The organism is Vicinamibacterales bacterium (genome assembly GCA_036504215.1).
In the GTDB taxonomy this organism is placed as follows: Bacteria; Acidobacteriota; Vicinamibacteria; order Vicinamibacterales; family Fen-181; genus FEN-299.
Genome location: DASXVO010000029.1, coordinates 44,641 through 63,754, shown reverse-complemented (window position 1 = coordinate 63,754; position 19,114 = coordinate 44,641). Strand labels below are relative to the sequence as shown.

General features: G+C 66.3%; 12 protein-coding genes. All 12 read right to left on the bottom strand.

Annotation, left to right across the window (positions count from 1 at the left end; translation table 11 throughout):
- Window position 1: 1 nt before the first annotated feature.
- The gene (locus VGK32_07595; GenBank protein ID HEY3381615.1) at window positions 2-1,033 is read right to left on the bottom strand and encodes a uroporphyrinogen decarboxylase family protein; all 1,032 of its coding nucleotides are present in this window, start codon (window positions 1,031-1,033) and stop codon (window positions 2-4) included.
- Window positions 1,030-1,698 carry a cobalamin-dependent protein gene (locus tag VGK32_07590; protein HEY3381614.1) on the bottom strand — a complete coding sequence of 223 codons (669 nt, stop codon included), beginning with the start codon at window positions 1,696-1,698 and terminating at the stop codon, window positions 1,030-1,032. Before VGK32_07590 ends, VGK32_07595 begins: the two co-directional genes overlap by 4 nt.
- Before the next feature lie 179 nt (window positions 1,699-1,877).
- Entirely contained in the window at window positions 1,878-4,337 is a 2,460-nt protein-coding gene (locus VGK32_07585) for a heavy metal translocating P-type ATPase (protein HEY3381613.1), read from the bottom strand.
- A 10-nt stretch (window positions 4,338-4,347) separates the two neighbouring features.
- Window positions 4,348-4,743, bottom strand: coding sequence for a metal-sensitive transcriptional regulator (locus VGK32_07580; protein HEY3381612.1), 396 nt, complete (start codon window positions 4,741-4,743; stop codon window positions 4,348-4,350).
- Between the two features lie 123 nt (window positions 4,744-4,866).
- Window positions 4,867-5,358, bottom strand: coding sequence for a hypothetical protein (locus tag VGK32_07575; protein HEY3381611.1), 492 nt, complete (start codon window positions 5,356-5,358; stop codon window positions 4,867-4,869).
- Window positions 5,359-5,416: 58 nt separating this feature from the next.
- Window positions 5,417-8,731, bottom strand: coding sequence for a CusA/CzcA family heavy metal efflux RND transporter (locus tag VGK32_07570; protein ID HEY3381610.1), 3,315 nt, complete (start codon window positions 8,729-8,731; stop codon window positions 5,417-5,419).
- 24 nt (window positions 8,732-8,755) lie between these two features.
- Window positions 8,756-10,234 (bottom strand): efflux RND transporter periplasmic adaptor subunit, encoded by a 1,479-nt coding sequence (locus VGK32_07565; protein ID HEY3381609.1) that lies wholly within the window; start codon window positions 10,232-10,234, stop codon window positions 8,756-8,758.
- A 21-nt stretch (window positions 10,235-10,255) separates the two neighbouring features.
- Window positions 10,256-11,560: a TolC family protein gene (locus VGK32_07560; GenBank protein HEY3381608.1), complete on the bottom strand. Its 1,305-nt coding sequence runs from the start codon at window positions 11,558-11,560 to the stop codon at window positions 10,256-10,258.
- 483 nt (window positions 11,561-12,043) lie between these two features.
- Window positions 12,044-12,763: a hypothetical protein gene (locus VGK32_07555; GenBank protein ID HEY3381607.1), complete on the bottom strand. Its 720-nt coding sequence runs from the start codon at window positions 12,761-12,763 to the stop codon at window positions 12,044-12,046.
- A 20-nt stretch (window positions 12,764-12,783) separates the two neighbouring features.
- The gene (locus VGK32_07550; GenBank protein HEY3381606.1) at window positions 12,784-15,918 is read right to left on the bottom strand and encodes a CusA/CzcA family heavy metal efflux RND transporter; all 3,135 of its coding nucleotides are present in this window, start codon (window positions 15,916-15,918) and stop codon (window positions 12,784-12,786) included.
- Window positions 15,915-17,405, bottom strand: coding sequence for an efflux RND transporter periplasmic adaptor subunit (locus tag VGK32_07545; GenBank protein ID HEY3381605.1), 1,491 nt, complete (start codon window positions 17,403-17,405; stop codon window positions 15,915-15,917). The genes VGK32_07550 and VGK32_07545 overlap by 4 nt, the downstream gene beginning before the upstream one ends.
- A 38-nt stretch (window positions 17,406-17,443) precedes the next feature.
- Window positions 17,444-18,766, bottom strand: coding sequence for a TolC family protein (locus VGK32_07540; GenBank protein HEY3381604.1), 1,323 nt, complete (start codon window positions 18,764-18,766; stop codon window positions 17,444-17,446).
- Between the last annotated feature and the right edge of the window lie 348 nt (window positions 18,767-19,114).

Below are 19,114 nucleotides of genomic sequence, written 5' to 3'. Positions count from 1 at the left end.
GCTATCCGGCATAGGACCCGTACCGGTGGGCTGCTTCGATCATCGCATGGATGTTCGAATCGGGAATGGCGAACGGCATCATCAGCGTGCCGAACAGGAATCCCCCGTCCGCCTTACCCGACTCCATGATGCGCCGCACCTCGGTGTTGATCCCGTCCACCGTCCAATCGATCAACCGGATGTCGTTGATGGCGGCCACCAGCAACGCCCGTCCGCCCAGTATCCGCTTGGCCTCCGCCACATCGTCGAACGGGTTGATGTAGAACGCCCGGAGGCTCGTCTGGCCCATCAGTGTCTCGAGGTGCGGGTTGATCCGGCCGCCGCCGTTGAAGTACACGACATCGGCCGTGCCCAGCCCGTCCAGATCGCGCTGGATCGCCGGGAGCGCCAGTTCCTGGAACTGCTTCCTCGTGATGACGTCCGCGGTCGCCACCGAGTCCGTGTAGATGATCAGGTCGGCCCCGGCCTCCCGCAGGGCCGTGATGTGCAGGCGGCAGAACTGGGCGCATTTTTCGAGAAGGACCTTGCGCGACGCCGGGGTTCCGCAGGTCAACAGTTCCAGCCATCCGGAAATCCCCATCAGGATGGCAGGCAGGCTGAACGAGCTCACCGCGACTGCGACAACCGGGTACTCCCCGTTCAGTTCCCGCTTCAGGATCCGGATGCACTCGGCCTGCTCCCGGAAGCGGGGATGAGCGCGAAGATCCGTCGGCACCTGCAGTTTGTCGATGTCGTCCGGCGTGCGGATCACGAGGTCGCCGACGTTGGGCGGGCCTTCCTCGGCATAGACGATGTTCCTGCAGCCGAGCAACTCGGCCTCCATGGCCGCGTAGAAGGTGGCGACGACGGTGTCGTAACCGTACTTCTGCCGGGACAGCAGCCGTCCCCGTGCGACATGCTCGCCTCGGGCGTAGTAGTCTTCGAGTTTCAGGCCCAGCTCGCGGGCGCCCTGATCGAGCAGGTTGCAGACGACGGGAACCCGATCCGGAACTCTGCCCGTCATCAAGGCCTGAAAGCGCTCCGTGCCGGTCATGATAGGCGCCCATCCCGGATGAGCCGGGCGATGACGTTGGTTCCCTCGATCGCCGTTGCGCCCCAGCCGTCGGCCTCGACGTCCCGGTAGAGATTTTCGTGGAAGCGGTACGGGGCTCCGCCGACCACGATCTTGATCCGGCCCTCGAGTTCACGCTCTCGCAGCAGCGCACGCACCCGGCGCGGTCCGCGCTCGCCGAGCGCGGTGTGCACCATCATCGACGAGACCGCAATCACCTGCGCGCCCTGGGCCAGCGCTTCGTCGACGAACCGTTCCGGCGGGGCGTTGAGGCCGATGTCGGTCACCTGAAACATCTTGGCCTTGAGACAGCCGCTCAGGATCTTCTTCCCCAGACCATGGAAATCGCCAAAGCTCGTTCCGATGACAACGTGGCCCCGTATCTCCGGAGCCACCGTGAATCGGGGAATGAGCGCGTCGGTGACTTCCTCGGCGATCTTGGCGGAGAGGAAATGTTGGGAGAGCGTGACCAGCGAGTCGGTCACCAAACCGCCGGCCATCTTCTCCAGGCTGGGAATGACGATGGTGAAGACGACGTCTTCAGGCGTCACCCCGTCGTCGAGAGCACGCTGCACGACGGCCAGCGCCTGCTCGCGGTCCGTGTCGAAGACGGCGTCGTGATAAGCCGTGGCGTGGTCGGCCCGCATCACAGCCTCCGGAAAGGGCGCCCGCGGTGATCGCGGGCACGATGAGCCGGTCCGTCTCGCCGAAGAAGGAGAATGGCGTTGGATGGTGCAGGCCCAGTCTACATCAGTTGGCGACGCGCGGCGCCGCCCGCGAGCCTGAACCGCACCCGGAGTCGTCCCGACGGGGCCCGTCAGGACCGTCAGATTCGCGCGCCTCGCAATCGAAGCGCGTTCGTGATCACCGACACGGAGCTGAAACTCATCGCCGCAGCGGCGACCATCGGGCTCAGGAGCGAGCCGAAGAACGGATAGAGGACGCCAGCGGCCAGCGGGACGCCCAGGGCGTTGTAGACGAACGCGAAGAACAGGTTCTGTTTGATGTTGGCCATCGTTGCGCGGCTCAGGCGACGGGCCCGGACGATGCCGGTGAGGTCGCCCTTCACGAGCGTCACGCCGGCACTCTCCATTGCCACGTCGGTGCCGGTCCCCATCGCGATGCCGACCTGTGCCTGTGCGAGGGCCGGGGCGTCGTTGATGCCGTCCCCCGCCATCGCCACGACGCGTCCCTCGGCTTGGAGCCGCTTGACAGCCTCCGCCTTCTGTTCGGGGAGCACGTCGGCCACCACGTCGTCGATGCCGAGCCGGCGTGCCACCGCCTGCGCGGTCGTGCGGTTGTCGCCCGTCAGCATGACGATCGTGAGACCCTCGGCGTGCAACTGCCGGATCGCCTCGACGGTCGTGGACTTGATCGGATCGGCGACGGCCAGCAGGCCGGCCGACTGCGCGTCCACCGCCACGTACATCACGGTCTGTCCGTCGGCCCGCAGTTCCTCGGCGCGCGCCGCGAGCGGGCCGGGATCCACGTGGAGTTGCTGCAGCAGCGCGAGGTTGCCAAGCGCCACCGCATGGCCGTCCACGGTGCCCGTCACACCCTTGCCGCTGATGGCTCGAAAATCGGACGGTTTCGGCAGAACCACGCCTCGCGACGCGGCTCCGGCCACAACCGCGCTCGCCAGCGGATGTTCGCTGCCTTGCTCCAGGCTGGCGGCCAGCCGCAGCACCTCCGCTTCGTCCTGTCCCGCCTGGGGGACGACCGCTACCAGCTTCGGCTTGCCCTCCGTCAGCGTGCCCGTCTTGTCCACCACCAGGGTGTCGACCTGGCGGAGCACTTCGATCGCCTCCGCGCTTCGGAACAGCACGCCGACGCTCGCGCCCTTTCCGGTCGCCACCATGATCGACATGGGCGTGGCGAGGCCGAGCGCGCACGGGCACGCGATGATCAGGACGGAGACCGCCGCGACGAGGGCGTACGCCATACGCGGCTCCGGACCGACCAGTGCCCAGGCAATGAACGCGAGGACCGCGGCCGCAATGACGGCAGGCACGAAGTAGGCGGACACGGTGTCGGCCAGGCGCTGGACGGGCGCCCGGCTGCGTTGCGCCTCTCCGACCATGCGAACGATTTGCGAAAGCAGTGTCTCGGCTCCGACCCGATCGGCGCGCATGACGAAGCTGCCGGCGGTGTTCATCGTGGCCCCGATGACCCGCTCGCCCGGGTGTTTCTCGACGGGCATCGGCTCGCCGGTCACCATCGACTCGTCCACCGCGCTCGTCCCCTCGGTGACGATGCCGTCCACTGGGACCTTCTCGCCCGGCCGCACACGAAGCAGGTCGCCGACCTGGACCTGCTCGAGCGGCACGTCCTGTTCGCGGCCATCCGCGGTCACCCGACGCGCCTGTTTCGGCGCAAGGCCAAGAAGCGCGCGAATCGCTGAACCGGTACGACTGCGAGCGCGCAGTTCCAGGACCTGTCCGAGGAGCACCAGGGTGACAATCGCGGCTGCCGCCTCGAAGTAGACGGCGACGAGTCCGTCCATGTTGCGAAACGAACTGGGGAACGATTCCGGAAGCAGGGTTGCGGCCAGGCTGTACGTGAATGCGACGGACACGCCCAGGCCGATGAGCGTGAACATGTTCAGGCTGCGGAAAACGAGTGACTGCCACGCGCGGACGAAGAACGGCCAGCCGCCCCAGAGCACGACAGGCATCGCCAGCGCCAGTTCTGCCCAGCGAATGGTAGCAGGCGACGCGAGGTGTGCGAGCGGGTTCCCGGGCAGGTCGTGGGCCATGGCGATCAGGATCAACGGGACAGTGAGCACCACGCTGATCCAGAAGCGCCGGTTCATGTCCACCAACTCGGGGTTTTCGTCGCCTTCCTCTGGCGCCGTGATCGTCCGCGGTTCGAGCGCCATCCCGCAGATCGGGCAATTCCCCGGTGCATCACGGACGATCTCCGGGTGCATCGGACAGGTGTACTCGACGCGGCGCGCCTGCGGCGCCTGGGGGAACACCGGTTCGAGCGCCATTCCGCACTTCGGGCAGGTGCCGGGTCCGATCTGCCGAATCTCTGGGTGCATTGGACAGGTGTACTCGACCGGATGGGCGCTGGACGCCGTCGGTTGATTCGGCATTGCCGCCGCCGGTGAGATGAACCGCGCCGGGTCGGCTTTGAACCGCTCGAGGCAGGAGACGTTGCAGAAGTGGTACGTGTGTCCTGCGTGATCCAGGTGACCCGCGGCCTTCGCCGGGTCGATGGTCATTCCGCAGACGGGGTCAAGGACGGTTGGCGCAGTCGATGCTGGCGTATCTATGCGTGACATGGGACTTTCCTCACGAATGCCTGTCGAAGAACTGCAGAAGCTCGTCGTACACCGCTTCAGCCTGTTCGGGGCCCTTCACGATAGCGTCGCTGACGCAGTGGCGAAGGTGGTTCCGGAGCAACTCGCGGCCGACTGCCCGGAGGGCTTCCTGCACAGACGACACCTGGACGAGGATGTCCGCGCAGTAGCGGTCTCCCTCGACCATTCGCTGCAGGCCGCGAACCTGGCCCTCGATCCGGCGAAGCCGGTTCAGGTTCTGCGTCTTGATCTGAGGATCGACGCCGACGGCCTTTCGCTCGGAACCGGTTACCGCACACCCGCAGGTCGAGGCTGAGGCGCCCTTCCCGTGGCGCGGAGCCACTGATGCGGTCGGTCTGGTGTTGGCCGCCGCGATTCTTCGTGTCATATACCCCCCACCCCTATAAGCATAGATACCACCATGGGGTATGTCAAGTGGCAGGCTGCGATCTTCGTCAGAGGCGGGCAGACCCGGCCAGGCGGTCCGAGGCGAGCGCTCTTCCGATCGACATCAGCGGGTCAGCGTGAACTGACCGTTGTTCATCGCTCCGCCGCACGACTGATTCATCATCCCGCCGGACATCATGCCGGACATGGCACCCGAGTACGTGCCCGTCATCGTGTGGCCGTCGCTCGACATGGTGGCCTGGCCATCCACACCCATGGAGCAAGACGACATCATGCCGTTGAAGCCGCCGTTCGGCACCGTCATGTGAAACGTCATGGTGGAGCCGTTGACGGTGCCCTGCATCGAGCCGTTCCCCATCATGCTTCGGCCCGTATCGGCGATGTTCATCGTGCCGGCCATGGCATTGCCGTTCTGGGTGAGGGTCCAGGTCAGCTTGTCCTGACCACTCGTGTCGGACGAGGTGCCGGTCCAGGTGCCGGACAGGCTCGTGAACGTGGCGGGTGAAGTCGGAGTGGGCGTTGCGGGTGAGGAGGTGGTTCCTCCACATGCGACCACGGTCAGCAGACTGATCACAACGAGGAAGGATGTGCGCATACGACGCTCTCCATCGGGAATGACTGGTAATTGTAGAGATGGGTTGCCCCACCACGCACTATAACAGATTCACACGATCGGCTTCCGGTGACGCCACGGGGGATACGCCCGCGATGGCCGGCGAAAGCAAGCTCGGCAGCGCCGTCCGCATCTTCCACAGTTTGAAGACGGCGGGGTAGACGAGCAACTCCAGCAAGAACGACGTCGCGAGGCCGCCGATCATCGGTGCCGCGATGCGCTTCATGACGTCGGCGCCGGCTGAGGTGGACCACATGATCGGTACGAGGCCCATGAACGCGGCGGCCACGGTCATCATCTTCGGCCGCGCGCGTTTCACCGCGCCGTGTACGATGGCCTCGTCCAGGTCGGCGGCACTCTTCAGCCGACCCGACCGCGCGAACTCGTCGTACGACAGGTCGAGGAAGAGCAGCATGAAGACGCCGGTCTCGGCATCGAGGCCGAGCAAGGCGATCATCCCGACCCACGCGGCGATCGACACGTTGTAGCCCAGAATGTAGAAGAGCCAGATCGCACCGATGGCCGAGAAGGGCACCGCCAACATGACCAGGCTGGCCTTGAACACGGACTTGGTGTTCATGAACAGGAGCACGAAGATCAGCGCCAGCGTGATCGGCACCACGACCTTCAACCGTTCGCGCACCCGCATCATGTTCTCGTACTGGCCGCTCCAGTTCAGGACGTAGCTCGGCGGCAGGGTGAGCTTCTCTCCCACCAGCTTCTTGGCCTCCTCGACGTAGCTGCCCACGTCCCGTCCCGCGATATCCACGAAGACGTAGCCGGCGAGGAAGCCGTTCTCGTCGCGCAGCATCGAGGGTCCCGTCAGCACCTTGATATCGGCAAGTTGCTCGAGCGGGATCTGGGCGCCAGTAGGCGTCGGCACGAGCACGCGCTTCAACCGCGACAGGTCATCACGCAGCTCACGCGGATAGCGCACGTTCACCGGATACCGCTCCCGCCCTTCGATTGTCGTCGTCACGTTCTCGCCGCCGATGGCGGACATGATGACGGACTGCAACTGGTCGATGGTCAGGCCGTAGCGCGCCAGGTCGTCGCGCCGTGGGATGAAGTCCACGAAGTTCCCGCTCGTCACGCGCTCGGCGAAGACGCTCCGCGTGCCCGCCAGCGGCCGGAGGATCTCCTCGATGCGAAGCCCGATCCGCTCGATGGTCGCCAGGTCGGCCCCCATCACCTTGATCCCGACCGGCGTCCGGACACCGGTCGTCAGCATGTCGATGCGGCCTTTGATCGGCATCGTCCAGGCGTTGCTGACGCCCGGCATGCGAACGGCCTCGTCCATCTGGTTGACCAGGTCGTCCCAGGAGATGCGGTCCGGCCAGATGGGGCGAAACGCGGGTTCCATCCATCCGGGCACCCGGCCCGAGTACCACCTGGGGAAATGTCGCCACTGGTCCTGGGGCTTCAGGACGATGGTCGTTTCCATCATCGAGAACGGCGCCGGATCGGTGGACGTTTCCGCACGGCCGGCCTTGCCCATCACGCTCTCGACCTCCGGGAAGCGCCGCAGCGCCTTGTCCTGCCGCTGCATCAGGTCCTGCGCCTGCGCCACCGAAATGCCGGCCACGGTCGTCGGCATGTAGAGGATCGTGCCCTCGTTCAGCGGCGGCATGAACTCCGACCCGAGCTTGAAGTACACCGGCACGCTGACCGCCACGGCGAGGAGCGCCAGGCTGATGACCGTCTTGGGGCGGCGGAGGACGAAGCGGCACGCCGGGTCGTAGACCCTGAAGATGGCGCGACTGATCGGGTGCCGCTCCTCTGCGTAGTAGGTTCCGACGAGCGCGGTCGTCGCGATCCGTGCGAGCCACCGTGGACGGAACGTCAACGGGTCCATGCGCGTGAACAGCATGCGCAACGCCGGGTCGAGCGTGATGGCCAGGAGGGCGGCAATCGCCATCGCGAGGTTCTTCGAGAACGCCAGCGGCTTGAAGAGGCGCCCTTCCTGATCCACGAGCGCGAAGATCGGCAGGAACGCCACGGCGATGACGAGCAGCGAGAAGAAGACGGACGGCCCCACCTCCTGCAACGCCTCGAGGCGGATGGCGTGGAAGTCACCCGTCCGCCCCTCGGCCTGCCAGCGGTGAAGCTTGTTGTACGCGTTCTCCACCTCCACGATGGCCCCGTCCACCAGCACGCCGATCGAAATCGCAATTCCCGCGATCGACATGATGTTCACCGTCACGCCCATGTAGTACATCGGGATGAAGGCGATGAGCACCGACACGGGGATCGTGACGATGGGGATGATGGCCGAGGGAATGTGCCAGAGGAAGATCAGGATCACGAGCGAGACGATGATCATCTCGATCGTCAGCTCGTGCTTCAGCGTTTCGATGGCCCGCTCGATCAGCGTCGAGCGGTCGTAGGTGGTCACGACCTCGACGCCCTTCGGGAGGGAGGGCCCGAGTTCCTTGATGCGCTCCTTCACCGCCCGAATGACGTTCAGGGCGTTCTCGCCGTGCCGCATGACGACGATGCCGCCCACGGTCTCGCCGGTGCCGTTCAGGTCTGCCACCCCTCGGCGCAGTTCCGGCCCCAGCTCGATCCGCGCCACGTCCCGCAGCAGCACGGGCACGCCGCCGGGCGCCACCTTGAGCACGATCTTCTCGAAGTCCTGGAGCGTCTTGGCGTAGCCACGGCCCCGCACCATGTATTCGCGCCCGCTCCACTCGATCAGGCGGCCGCCTACCTCGTTGTTGCTCTTGCGGACCGCCATCACCACCTCCTCGAGTGGGAGGTTGTAGGACGCCAGCTTGTTGGGATCCACCGTGATCTGGTACTGGCGCACGAAGCCGCCAAGCGACGCGACCTCTGATACGCCAGGCACCGCCTGGATGGCATAGCGAATCGTCCAGTCCTGCAGCGAGCGAAGCTGCTCGGGTCCCAGTGCACCGGTGCGATCGACCAGGGCGTACTGGAACACCCAGCCGACGCCCGTCGCGTCGGGCCCAAGCTCGGTCTGCACGCCTTCGGGCAGGCGGGGCTGGATCTTGGACAGGTATTCGAGCACGCGGCTTCGTGCCCAATAGATGTCCGTCCCGTCCTCGAACACCACGTACACATAGGAGAAGCCGAAGTCGGAGAAACCGCGGATCGCCTTGACGTGCGGCGCCCCGAGGAGCGCCGTCGTGATCGGGTAGGTGACCTGGTCCTCGATGATGTCTGGCGACCGGTCCCACCGCGAGTAGACGATGACCTGCGTGTCGGAGAGATCTGGCAGCGCGTCGAGGCGAATTGTCTTCAGGACGTAGAGTGCCGCGACGACCACGGCGGCCGTGGCGAGCAGGACGAGGAGGCGGTTCTTGGCCGAGAACTCGATGACTTTTCGGATCATGACTCAACTCGCGCCGCGCTGGAGTTATTGCTGGTGCTTGTGTGGTCCGGTTGCCGGGGCCTCGGTCTTGCTGGCCACCGCCCCGCGCAGACGCGACTCCGAATCGAGCAGGAAGTTGGCGGCAATGGCGACGCGCTCACCCGCTCGGACTCCGCTCTTCAGCAGCGCCTTGCCGTCAGCCCTCGGCCCCACCTGCACCTCGCGGGGTTCGAAGTGGCCCGGTCCGGCTTCGACAAAGACCACTTGCCGCGTGCCCGAATCGATGACCGCCGAATCCGGCACGACCACGCCGCTCGTACGGGATGCCTCGAGCGCGACGTTGACGAACATCCCCGGCTTCAGCACCATGCGCGGGTTGGCAAATTCGAGGCGGACCTTGATCGTGCGGCTTTCCGTCTCAATCGTCGGATAGACGAGGCTGACCCGGCCGCGTAGCGACGTGCCCGCGTCGTAGGGCAACGTGACGGTGGCGGGGCGCCCGAGTTGGGCGGCGTTGGCTTCGGCTTCGTAGAGCTGGGCGGTGACCCAGACTCGTGACAGGTCCGTGAGGGTGAGCAGGTCCATGCCGGCCTCCACCTTGTGTCCTTCGACGACGCTCTTCTCGCTCACGTATCCGGTGAAGGGCGCGCGGAAGACGATCGTCCGCTGGGCCTTGCCCGTACGATCGAGTTGCTGCAGGAACTCCTCGGGGACGTCGAACAACTCGAGGCGGCGCCTCGCGGACGCGGCCAGGTCCTCGCCGCCGCGCCGCACTTCGGGGAGCGAGGACTTGGCGAACTGCTCGGCGCTCTGCCGAGCGCGCACGTATTCTTCCTGGCTCGCCAGGAGTTCCGGTGAGTACAGTTCGAACAGCGGCTGCCCGGCACGGACCGGCTGTCCGATCGCATTCACGTACAGCTTCTGTACCCATCCCCCCACCTTCGTCGTCACGTGGCGCACCCGTGTTTCGTCCGGAACGACGGTTCCCACGGCTCGCACCGAACTCACGACCGACTCAGTGGTCGCGGTGACGGTCCGCACGCCGGCCACCTCGGCGCGTCCATCGTCGGTGTGCACCGTGGCGAGGCCGGCCGGCGGCGCCGCCGCCGTGTCACCAGGTTGAGGTGACGTCTTCTGGGGCTCCGCGGCGACGGTCTTCTTGACCAGGTTCATCCCACACTTCGGGCACTGGCCCGGCTTCTCGGCCTGCACCTCGGGGTGCATCGGGCAGGTGTAAACGTCCTTGTGCGGGGTCGAGTCGCCGTGCTGGTGGTCTTTCTCTACACCGGGCACTGGCTTCGGCGCATCGGCCTTCATCGGCACGAGCCGCATGCCGCAGATCGGGCAGTCGCCCGGCTTGTCCGACACATAGTCGGGGTGCATCGGACAGTGATAGAGCTGCGGTGCGGCCTTGGCGACGCAGCCCGCGAGGAAGGCAACGGCCACGATGGCCGCGATGAGGCCGCCAAAGACCAGCCAGGCCGGGCGAGTCCCGCGGCGACGGATGAGAGCAAGCATGTTCATCAGATGACTCCTGAACCAAGGCTACTGAGGCTGGCCGGTGGCTGGGGCACCAAGGAGCGCCGCGAGCCTGGCCTGGGCGGAGAAGCGGTCGGCTTCACGTCCGGCCAGCTCCGTGCGGAGGTCGATCCACCGCCGGAATTCGTCGAGGACCGAGACGAAGTCGCCGCGGCCGCCGAGATAACTCGCGCGAGTGGCGTCGAGCGCCGCGCTGTTCTGCGGCAGCAGCGCGCCCTGATACCGCTCGATCTGGTCGATGGCATTCTGATACTCGACCAGCAGGCCCGCCGCCTGCGCGCGCACGTCGATGGTGGTGTTCGCCAACTCGAGCTGCGCCGCCCGGCGTTCGCTCTCGGCGGCGGCGATGAGCGGCAGTTGCTTCCGCTCCTTCCAGAAGGGCAGTTCGACGCCGACGCTGAACTTCACCATGCGGTCCAGGCCGCCTTGCCAGAAGATGCCGCCGCCCACGCTCCAACTCGGCTTCAGCTCCTGTCGCGCCGCGTCCACCTGGCGACTCGCCAGATCCACCGCCGCCTGACCGAGCGCCACGGCCGGGGCGCTGCGGGCGGTCTGGTCGAGGACCGACGCGGCTTCGCCAGGAAGCGCCGCGGGCGGGAGACCCGCGACCCGCCCGATCGGCGCATCGGGCGGGTCGTTCGTCAGACGATTGACGGCCGCCTGCACCACCCTGCGCTCAGCCGCCAGGTCCGCCACGCGCTGGCCGATGCGTGTCTGTTCGAGCTGCACGCGGAGGACGCTCGCCTGATCGCCTCCACCGGTCGCGTATCGGGCGGTGACCGTGGACTCCAGCATCCGAACGAGCTCAGCCGCGTCGACCAGCGTGTCGCGCTCGCGATCAATGGCGTACAGCCGGGCGTACTGAACCCGAACCTCCGTGGCCACGTCGGCCGCCGTCAGCCGCTGCTCGGCCGCGCGCCGCGTCGCCTCGGCGGTTGCCACGTACCGGCTCGCCGACCGCCGCCCCCGGCTGAGGAGACCCTGCCGAATCGACGCGCCAACCATCGACCCGGGATCCGACCCAATGGTGTATCGCGGGAAGTTGAACGACTGGTACTCGATTTCGACCATCGGATCCGGGAGGGCGTCCGCGGCCCGGATGGCGACCTGCGCGGCCTGGACCCGTTCGCGCCGGGCGGCCAGCGACGGGGCACGCGTGAGTGCCCGCTCGACGAGGGTATCGACGGCAGGAGCCGGGTTGGCGTCTGGGGCGCGCGACGGCGACTGAGCCATTGCGCGCGGGGCCAGTGTCAGCGGGAGTAGAGCCGCGAAGACTATCGACCGCACCATTGAACGGGACCCAACGAGCACAAGACTCCTCCGGGGCCGGCAGGCGTTCCCCTGTCGGACGGGCAAGACGCGACCTTCACCTGATGAGGCGAGGATGACTTCGAGGTGGGGGCTCGAGGGCGCCGGTGAGCGCCGACGGGGTAATTGGCAAGAGCGGTGCCGGACCGTGCCATCGGGCGTGTCGCGCAGGAACCGGGCTCTTTCGGCGCGTTAGCTGGCAGGCGACGGTCGTCGATGAGGCGACCGGCCCGTTGAGGTGATCGATTTCAGACAGGCTGATGGAGGTGGTGGGGGATAACAGACAGGTGGACAGCCAGGTCTCGCACGAGCCACTTTCAACGCTTCGGCTGATCTGGCCGCTGCGTGGTTGGAGGGAGCCGGACTTCATCTGCCAACATGGACGATGACGGCGCCGACACCGACGAGCGCCCGTGCAACGACGATAACCTTCCCGAGCCGTTTCATGGGCCTCTCGACCCGGGAGCCGTCCCGGGGTGGTCGTGTTCAGCGTCCTGTCGACTGCCTGAGGGGCGGCGGGGCGTTCAGGAACGTCCACAACGTGTCGTAGAACCCAGGCGGCAAGTCGGCCTTCAACTGGAACGTGAATGGCCGGGTGTCTCCTCCACCGCCCTCGTACGTCAATACTTCGAGGCGGAAGCGGTCAGGTGCATACACCGAGGCGAGGTCGCCAAATCGCCAGTAGCGGCTGGCGCCCGCCTGAGCGGACGTGTACACGAGCGCGTCGTCGTAGAGCGCGAGGTCGCCGTCGCTGCCGCGCCGGCCTCGCACATGCTTGACCGGGACACGGTACCGCGGCGCACGGGTCATGGCTGGCAGGATCGACGTCATGACCGGCCTGGGGATCTTCGCGAGCAGGAACGCGGACAACTCGGGGCTCACCGCCCCCTTCTCAATCTCGAACTCGACCGTGCGGTCGACCCACAGCCGCGTCCATCCCTGGTCCTCGTAGGTGCGTACGGCGAGGCGCGTCGGTGACAGCACCTGGACCTGTTTGATCTCCTCGTAGGTCCAGCGGTGGCCCGCGTCTTTCTTCGACGTCTTGTACTCGACTCCCTGGTCACCGAACACCAGCGTTCCACGACTTCCGTGGCGCATGTGCCCCGTCCGGACCGGCAATTCGAGCGGCGAGGTCGCTGCCCACGTGGGTCCGACGACGGTGAACGCAGCCAGCGCCGCGTACGAGATCAGTCGCTTGATCGACATGGGTTCCCTTCCATCCGGGTTCAGCCGTTCGCCTTCACCAGCCCGGGCTTCACCTCGGCGTGCCATTTCCAGACGGTAAAGATCACTGGGTATATCAACAGTTCGAGAATGAACGACGTGATGACGCCACCGACCATCGGCGCCGCGATGCGCTTCATCACGTCCGCCCCGGCACCGTGCCCCCACATGATGGGCAGCAGCCCCATCAGGATCGCCATCACGGTCATCATCTTCGGCCGAATCCGCTTGACGGCGCCGTCCTCCACCGCATCCTGGAGGTCGCGAAGGCTGTTCATCCGCCCCTCCGCCTTGAACCGGTCGAACGCGTGGTCGAGATAGAGCAGCATCACGACCCCGGTCTCGGCATCGACGCCCGCCAGCGCGATGATCCCGACCCAGACGGCCACGCTCATGTTGTAGCCGAGCAGGAAGAGCAGCCAGAACGCGCCGACCAGGGAGAAGGGCACCGCCAGCAGGACGATCGCGATCTTCACCGGGTTGCCCGTGTTGAAGTAGAGCAGCACGATGACGATGAGGAGCGTGACCGGGATGACGATCTTCAGGCGCTCGGCGGCCCGCAGCATGTACTCGTACTGGCCGCTCCATTCCAGGTAGTACCCCTCGGGCAGCTTCACCATCTGGCCGACGACACGCTTGGCCTCGTCCACATAACTCCCGATGTCGCGGTCGGCCACGTCCACGTAGACGTAGCCCAGCAACTGCGCCTGCTCGGTCCGGATCACCGTCGGCCCGGTCGAGAGCGAGATGTCGGCGACCTGCTCGAGCGGGACCTGCGCACCGCCCGGCGTCGCGATCAGCGTACGCCGCAGCGTGCTGATGTCGGTCCGGTAGTAGCGCTGGTAGCGAACATTGACCGGGAACCGCTCACGGCCTTCGATCGTCGTCGTCACGTTCGCGCCGCCAATCGCCGATTCGATGACCATTTCGACGTCGCCGACGGTCAGGCCGTAGCGCGCGATCTGGTCGCGGCGGACCTTGAAGTCCACGTAGTAGCCGCCCGTGACGCGCTCGGCGAAGACGTTGCGCGTGCCCTTCACGCTCCCGAGTGCGCCCTCGATCTGGGCGCCAATGGCGTTGATCGTGTCCAGCTTCGGCCCGAAGATCTTGATGCCGACGGGCGTGCGTATGCCGGTCGAGAGCATGTCCACCCGTGCCTTGATCGGCATCGTCCAGGCGTTCACGACACCAGGCAGGCGGACCTTCTTGTCGAGCTCGGCTTCCAGCTTGGCCGGCGTCATGCCGGGCCGCCACTGAGACTCCGGCTTGAGGTTGATCACCGTTTCGATCATCTCGGGTGGCGCCGGGTCCGTGGCAGAGATCGCGCGGCCCGCCTTGCCAAACACCGACGCGACCTCCGGAACGGACTTGATCAGCTTGTCCTGGACCTGGAGGATCTGCTGGGCCGTGGGAACCGACGCGCCCGGCAGTGTGATCGGCATGTAGAGGATCGTGCCCTCGTAGAGGGGGGGCATGAACTCCGAGCCCAGTCTCATGAAGATCGGGACCGTGCTCAGAAGAACGAGCACCGCCACGATGAGCGTCAGGGCGCGGTGCCGCAGCACGAACTTGACGAACGGGTGGTACGCCCAGATCAGGAAGCGGTTGATCGGGTTCTTCTCCTCTTTGGCAATCTTCCCGCGGATGAAGAGCACCATGAGAAACGGCACGATCAACACCGACGTGAACGCCGCGAACCCCATCGCAAACGTCTTGGTGAAGGCGAGGGGCCGGAACATCCGGCCTTCCTGTCCCTCGAGCGTGAAGATCGGGAGGAACGAGACGGTGATGATCAGGAGCGAGAAGAACAGCGGACGCCCGACCTCCTGCGCCGCTTCGATCAAGATGTCCCGTCGGGGCCTGGCCCCCTGATCGTGTTCGAGGTGCTTGTGGGCGTTCTCGATCATGATGATCGCGGCGTCGATCATCGCGCCGATCGCGATGGCGATGCCGCCGAGACTCATGATGTTCGAGCCGAGGCCGATGTAGCGCATCGCGACGAACGAGAGGAGGATGGCCAGCGGCAGCGTGAGGATGGCGACCAGCGCGCTTCGGAAGTGCCACAGGAAGACGATGCACACCAGCGACACGATGAGCGCTTCCTCGATGAGCTTCTCCTTGAGGTTGCTGATCGACCGCTCGATCAGGTCGGAGCGGTCGTACGTCGTGACGAACTCCACACCCTTCGGGAGCGACGGCTGGACCTTCTCTTTGACCGCCTTCTTGACATTCTGGATGACGGCATTCGTGTCGACCCCAGAGCGGATGACCACGATGCCGCCGGCGACGTCGCCCTCGCCGTTGAGGTCCGCCACCCCACGCCGCATCTCGGGTCCCAGGTGCACGCGGCCGACGTCTTTCACCAGGATCGGCGTCCCGTCCGGCTTCGCGCCGAGGCCCACCTGTTCGATGTCGGCGACGCTCTGCAGGTACCCGAGGCCACGGACCATGTACTCGCGCCCGGTCCACTCGACGACCCGGCCCCCGACGTCGTTGTTGCTGGCGCGGACGGCGGACGCCACCTTGTCGATCGTCATGTTGTAGGCCAGCAGGGCGTTCGGATCGATCTCGATCTGATACTGCTTGACGTACCCGCCGACCGGCGCGACTTCGGCGACACCGGTGACGCTCCGCAACTGGTATTGGACGTACCAGTCGTTGAGCGTGCGCAGGCGGGACAGGTCGGTCTTGCCGGTGCGGTCGACGAGCGCGTACTCGAAGCCCCAGCCGACGCCGGTGGCATCCGGCCCGAGGACCGGGGTGACTCCCGCGGGCAGACGGCCCTGGAGGCCGTTCAGGTACTCGAGCACGCGGCTGCGTGCCCAGTACGGGTCGGTGCCGTCCTGGAAGATGACGTAAACGAAGGAGACGTCGAAATAGGAGAAGCCGCGGACCACCTTGACGTTGGGCGCGGAGATGAGTGCCGTGACGATCGGGTAGGTCACCTGGTCTTCGACCAGCGTCGGGCTGCGGCCATCCCAGTTCGCCGTGATGATGACCTGGACGTCTGAGAGATCCGGGATGGCGTCGATGGGCGTGTTGCGGAGCGCCCACACGCCGCCGCCGACGATGCCCAGGATCAGGAGGATGACGACGAAGGCGTTCCGCCCACTGAAGGCGATGAGCTTCTCGATCACCGGGCGCCTCCCGCGTCGAACTTCTTCTTCGGCGGTGCCGGAGGCTTCTTCGCGGCTGGCATCTTCATGCCCGGCATGCCCGGCATATCCTCCATCTGGTCCTTCGACGCGTCAGGCGCCTTCGGTGGTGGCATCTTCATGCCCGGCATGGCCTGCGGTTTGGCAGGCGGCGCAGCCGCGGGCGGTGGGCTCGGCGCCTTCTTCCCGCCGCCCATGTCCATCCCCGGCATGCTGACCGACATCGCCTGCATCGCCGTCTGCAGGTTCGCTTCGGAATCGACCATGAACTGCGCGGACGTGACGATTTGATCCCCCGCGGCCAAGCCGCTCAGCACCGGGTAGAACTCGTCGGTCGGCTGGCCCACCTTGATCTCGCGCGGTTCGAAATACCCGTTCGGATGGACGACGATCGCCACCTGCTTGACCCCCGTGTCGATCACCGCCTCCTTCGGCACGGCCACCACGTGGCCGCCTCGCGTCGTGATGGACACGGTCACGTACGTGCCGGGCTTGAACGTGTTGCCGGCATTGCTGAACTCGACCCGGATGCGTGCCCGCCTGGTCTGGGGGTCGATGTCGGGGTAGATGAAGCCGATCCGCCCTTTGATGGTGCGGCCGTACTCGCCGTACGGGAAGGCGATGTTGGCGTCCTGCCCCACCGCGATCTGTCCGAGCTCGTACTCGAAGACCTGGCCGATCACCCAGAGGGTGGAGAGGTCGGCGAGCTTGAAGGCAGCCATCTCCGGGGTGATGTACTGGCCGGCAAAGGCGTTGCGCTCGAGGACGATGCCCGTGAACGGGGCGTACAGCGTCAGGCTGCGGCGAGGCTGGCGGGTCTTCTCCAGATCGGCAATCTGGGCATCGGAGACGTCCCACAGCTTCAGACGCTGGCGGGTGGCGGCGAGCAGCGACTCGCTGCTCGCCCGCGTTTCGACCACCTGGCTCGAGGCGAACTGATCCCGGGCCTTGAGGGCGAGCAGGTACTCCGTCTGCGTCGCCACCAGATCCGGGCTGTAGACGCTGAAGAGCGGCTCGCCCCGGCGAACCGGCTTGCCGACGTAATCGACGTTGACGCGTTCGATCCACCCGGCGACCTTGGTGTTCACCTGTGTCACCCGGGTCTCGTCGTAGGCGAGTGTGCCCACGGCGCGAATCGTGGTGTCGAGGGTGCGGTGTTCGACCGCTGCCGTGCGGACGCCGATCAATTGCTGTCGCGCGGGTGAGATGAACACAGTGGGACCTGACGCGGCTGGCGGGGGCTCACCGGGCGGCGGGGCGGGCGTCTCCATCCCGGGCATGCCCTTCATGCCCGCGCCGGCCTGGGCCGCCCCTGCCGACGTTGGTGGCGTGGGTCCGCCCGCGGGCGCTCCCGTTGCTCCGGTCGGAGGTCGCCCGGCGCGAAGCGCGAGAAACACGAGGCCACCGCCGATGAGGAGCGAGATCATGGCCACGAGGCCATAACGGAGGAGAGACGTGCGGTCGGTCATAGGGCTGTCTCGTCTGCCTGCAAGACCACGCGATGGAGTCATCGAACCAGCTCCTGGTTGACGAACGGTTCTATCCGGGCCAGGGCCTGCCGCAGCCGCGCCGCCTGTTCCTCGACGCTCACCTCGTAGGTCAGCACGGTCTGGTAGTTGCTGAGGAGCGTCAGGAAGTCCACGCGACCCACCTGATACGAGGCCAGGGAGGATTCGAGGGTCAGCTTGGCCTGCGGGAGGATCGTGTCGCGGTAGAGATCCGCGAGGCGCTGGCTGGTGGTCGCCGCCAGGAATTCCTGCGTCACCTGGGACTGTTCTGTCGCGAGCGTGTTGTTCCGCATGAGTCGCGCGCTGTCGAGCGATGCCGCGGCTTCGGCGATCAGCGGGCGTTGCTTGCGCTGCCAGTAGATCGGCACCTTCACCATGAGGTCGATGCCGTACATCCACGGCATGTCGCCGGTGTACTTCTGGGTGGAAACCGTGACGCCGAAATCCGGGCGCAGTTCGCGGTTGGCCAGCGCCAGCGCCTGCTGGCCTCGGGTGATGCCCTGCTCCAGGCTCTTCAAAGCGGGGCTCTGCTGGCGCTCGAGCGATCGAAGCTGGTCGAGATCCTCCGGGAGGGTCACCGGCGCGTACTCGGCCACCGGCCCCAGCGGCGTCTCGGGGTGGCGGTAGAGGAGGCCGTTGATTCGGGCCTGCGACGTCTTGCGTTGCTGTTCGAGAACGGTCAGGCGTTCGAGCAGCAGCGAGACTTCGACCTGCGCCTTCAGGATGTCCTGCTGCGAGCCCTTTCCGACGCTGAACTGCGACTCGGCGATCTGCCGGACCTGATCCAGGAGGACCTTGTTGCGCTGGACGACCGCGATGGCCCGGTCGGCGAAGGCGTAGTCGAAGTACGCGGACTTCAGGTCCGCAATCAACCGCCGCCGAGTGGCTTCGAAGTTCCAGCGCTCAGCCGTGACCTCGGTGGCCGCCACCTGCGATCGCAGCCCGAGCTTCCCGGGATACGGGATCTCCTGGGTGACCGTGAACTGCCGGAACGCGTTCGGGGTCGATCCGCTCGGGAAGAACGGTACACTCGCGAGCCCGCCCATGTAGCCGGCCGTGATCGTCGGCTCGGGTGGTGCCCCGGCCGAAGCAACCCGCGCGAGGCGGACGTCGACTTCCCGTCGTCCCGCCTGGAGCTCCGGATTGTGCTGCTCGAGCTCGGCGACGAGCGCCTGGAGGGTCACGACCGACCCGGCGGACGCTGTGGTTGGAGGACCGGGTGCGACGCCATGCGCGCCGGGGCCCGAGTCGGTCTGTGCGTCAGCCGGCACGATGGCCGCGCCGAAGAGGAAGCCGAGAAGCGTGAGCGTCTGTCTCTTCACGTAAGTCCCCTCAGGCAAGGCCCATGCCGCGGACGTTGACGTCAGTGCCGTTTCCAACAGCTCGAATCCCAGCCGGTCTGGGGCGGCGCGAGAACCTGGGCCAGGCGGACTCGGCCCCGGTGTGATCGTTCTCAGACACCGCAACGCCCAGGCGGAGCGCGATAACAGACAGTGCGGCCCGTCTCGATCGGCAATCGGCGATGGAGGACCAAGCCGAACAATACGCCCGGCGGTGCGGTCGAACAATGGCATTGGCGATCGTGCGGCAGGATACCTGCTGGCCGGTGGTATAGTTCCAGCCGGCTGATTGTCTAGTACCGGAATCGTCTCGCGCTCTCCGTCATCACG

Excerpts from the sequence above, each read along its gene's own strand:
- VGK32_07595 (HEY3381615.1), bottom strand. The coding sequence starts at position 1,033 with ATGACCGGCACGGAGCGCTTTCAGGCCTTGATGACGGGCAGAGTTCCG.
- VGK32_07590 (HEY3381614.1), bottom strand. The coding sequence starts at position 1,698 with ATGCGGGCCGACCACGCCACGGCTTATCACGACGCCGTCTTCGACACG.
- VGK32_07585 (HEY3381613.1), bottom strand. The coding sequence starts at position 4,337 with ATGTCACGCATAGATACGCCAGCATCGACTGCGCCAACCGTCCTTGAC.
- VGK32_07580 (HEY3381612.1), bottom strand. The coding sequence starts at position 4,743 with ATGACACGAAGAATCGCGGCGGCCAACACCAGACCGACCGCATCAGTG.
- VGK32_07575 (HEY3381611.1), bottom strand. The coding sequence starts at position 5,358 with ATGCGCACATCCTTCCTCGTTGTGATCAGTCTGCTGACCGTGGTCGCA.
- VGK32_07570 (HEY3381610.1), bottom strand. The coding sequence starts at position 8,731 with ATGATCCGAAAAGTCATCGAGTTCTCGGCCAAGAACCGCCTCCTCGTC.
- VGK32_07565 (HEY3381609.1), bottom strand. The coding sequence starts at position 10,234 with ATGAACATGCTTGCTCTCATCCGTCGCCGCGGGACTCGCCCGGCCTGG.
- VGK32_07555 (HEY3381607.1), bottom strand. The coding sequence starts at position 12,763 with ATGTCGATCAAGCGACTGATCTCGTACGCGGCGCTGGCTGCGTTCACC.
- VGK32_07545 (HEY3381605.1), bottom strand. The coding sequence starts at position 17,405 with ATGACCGACCGCACGTCTCTCCTCCGTTATGGCCTCGTGGCCATGATC.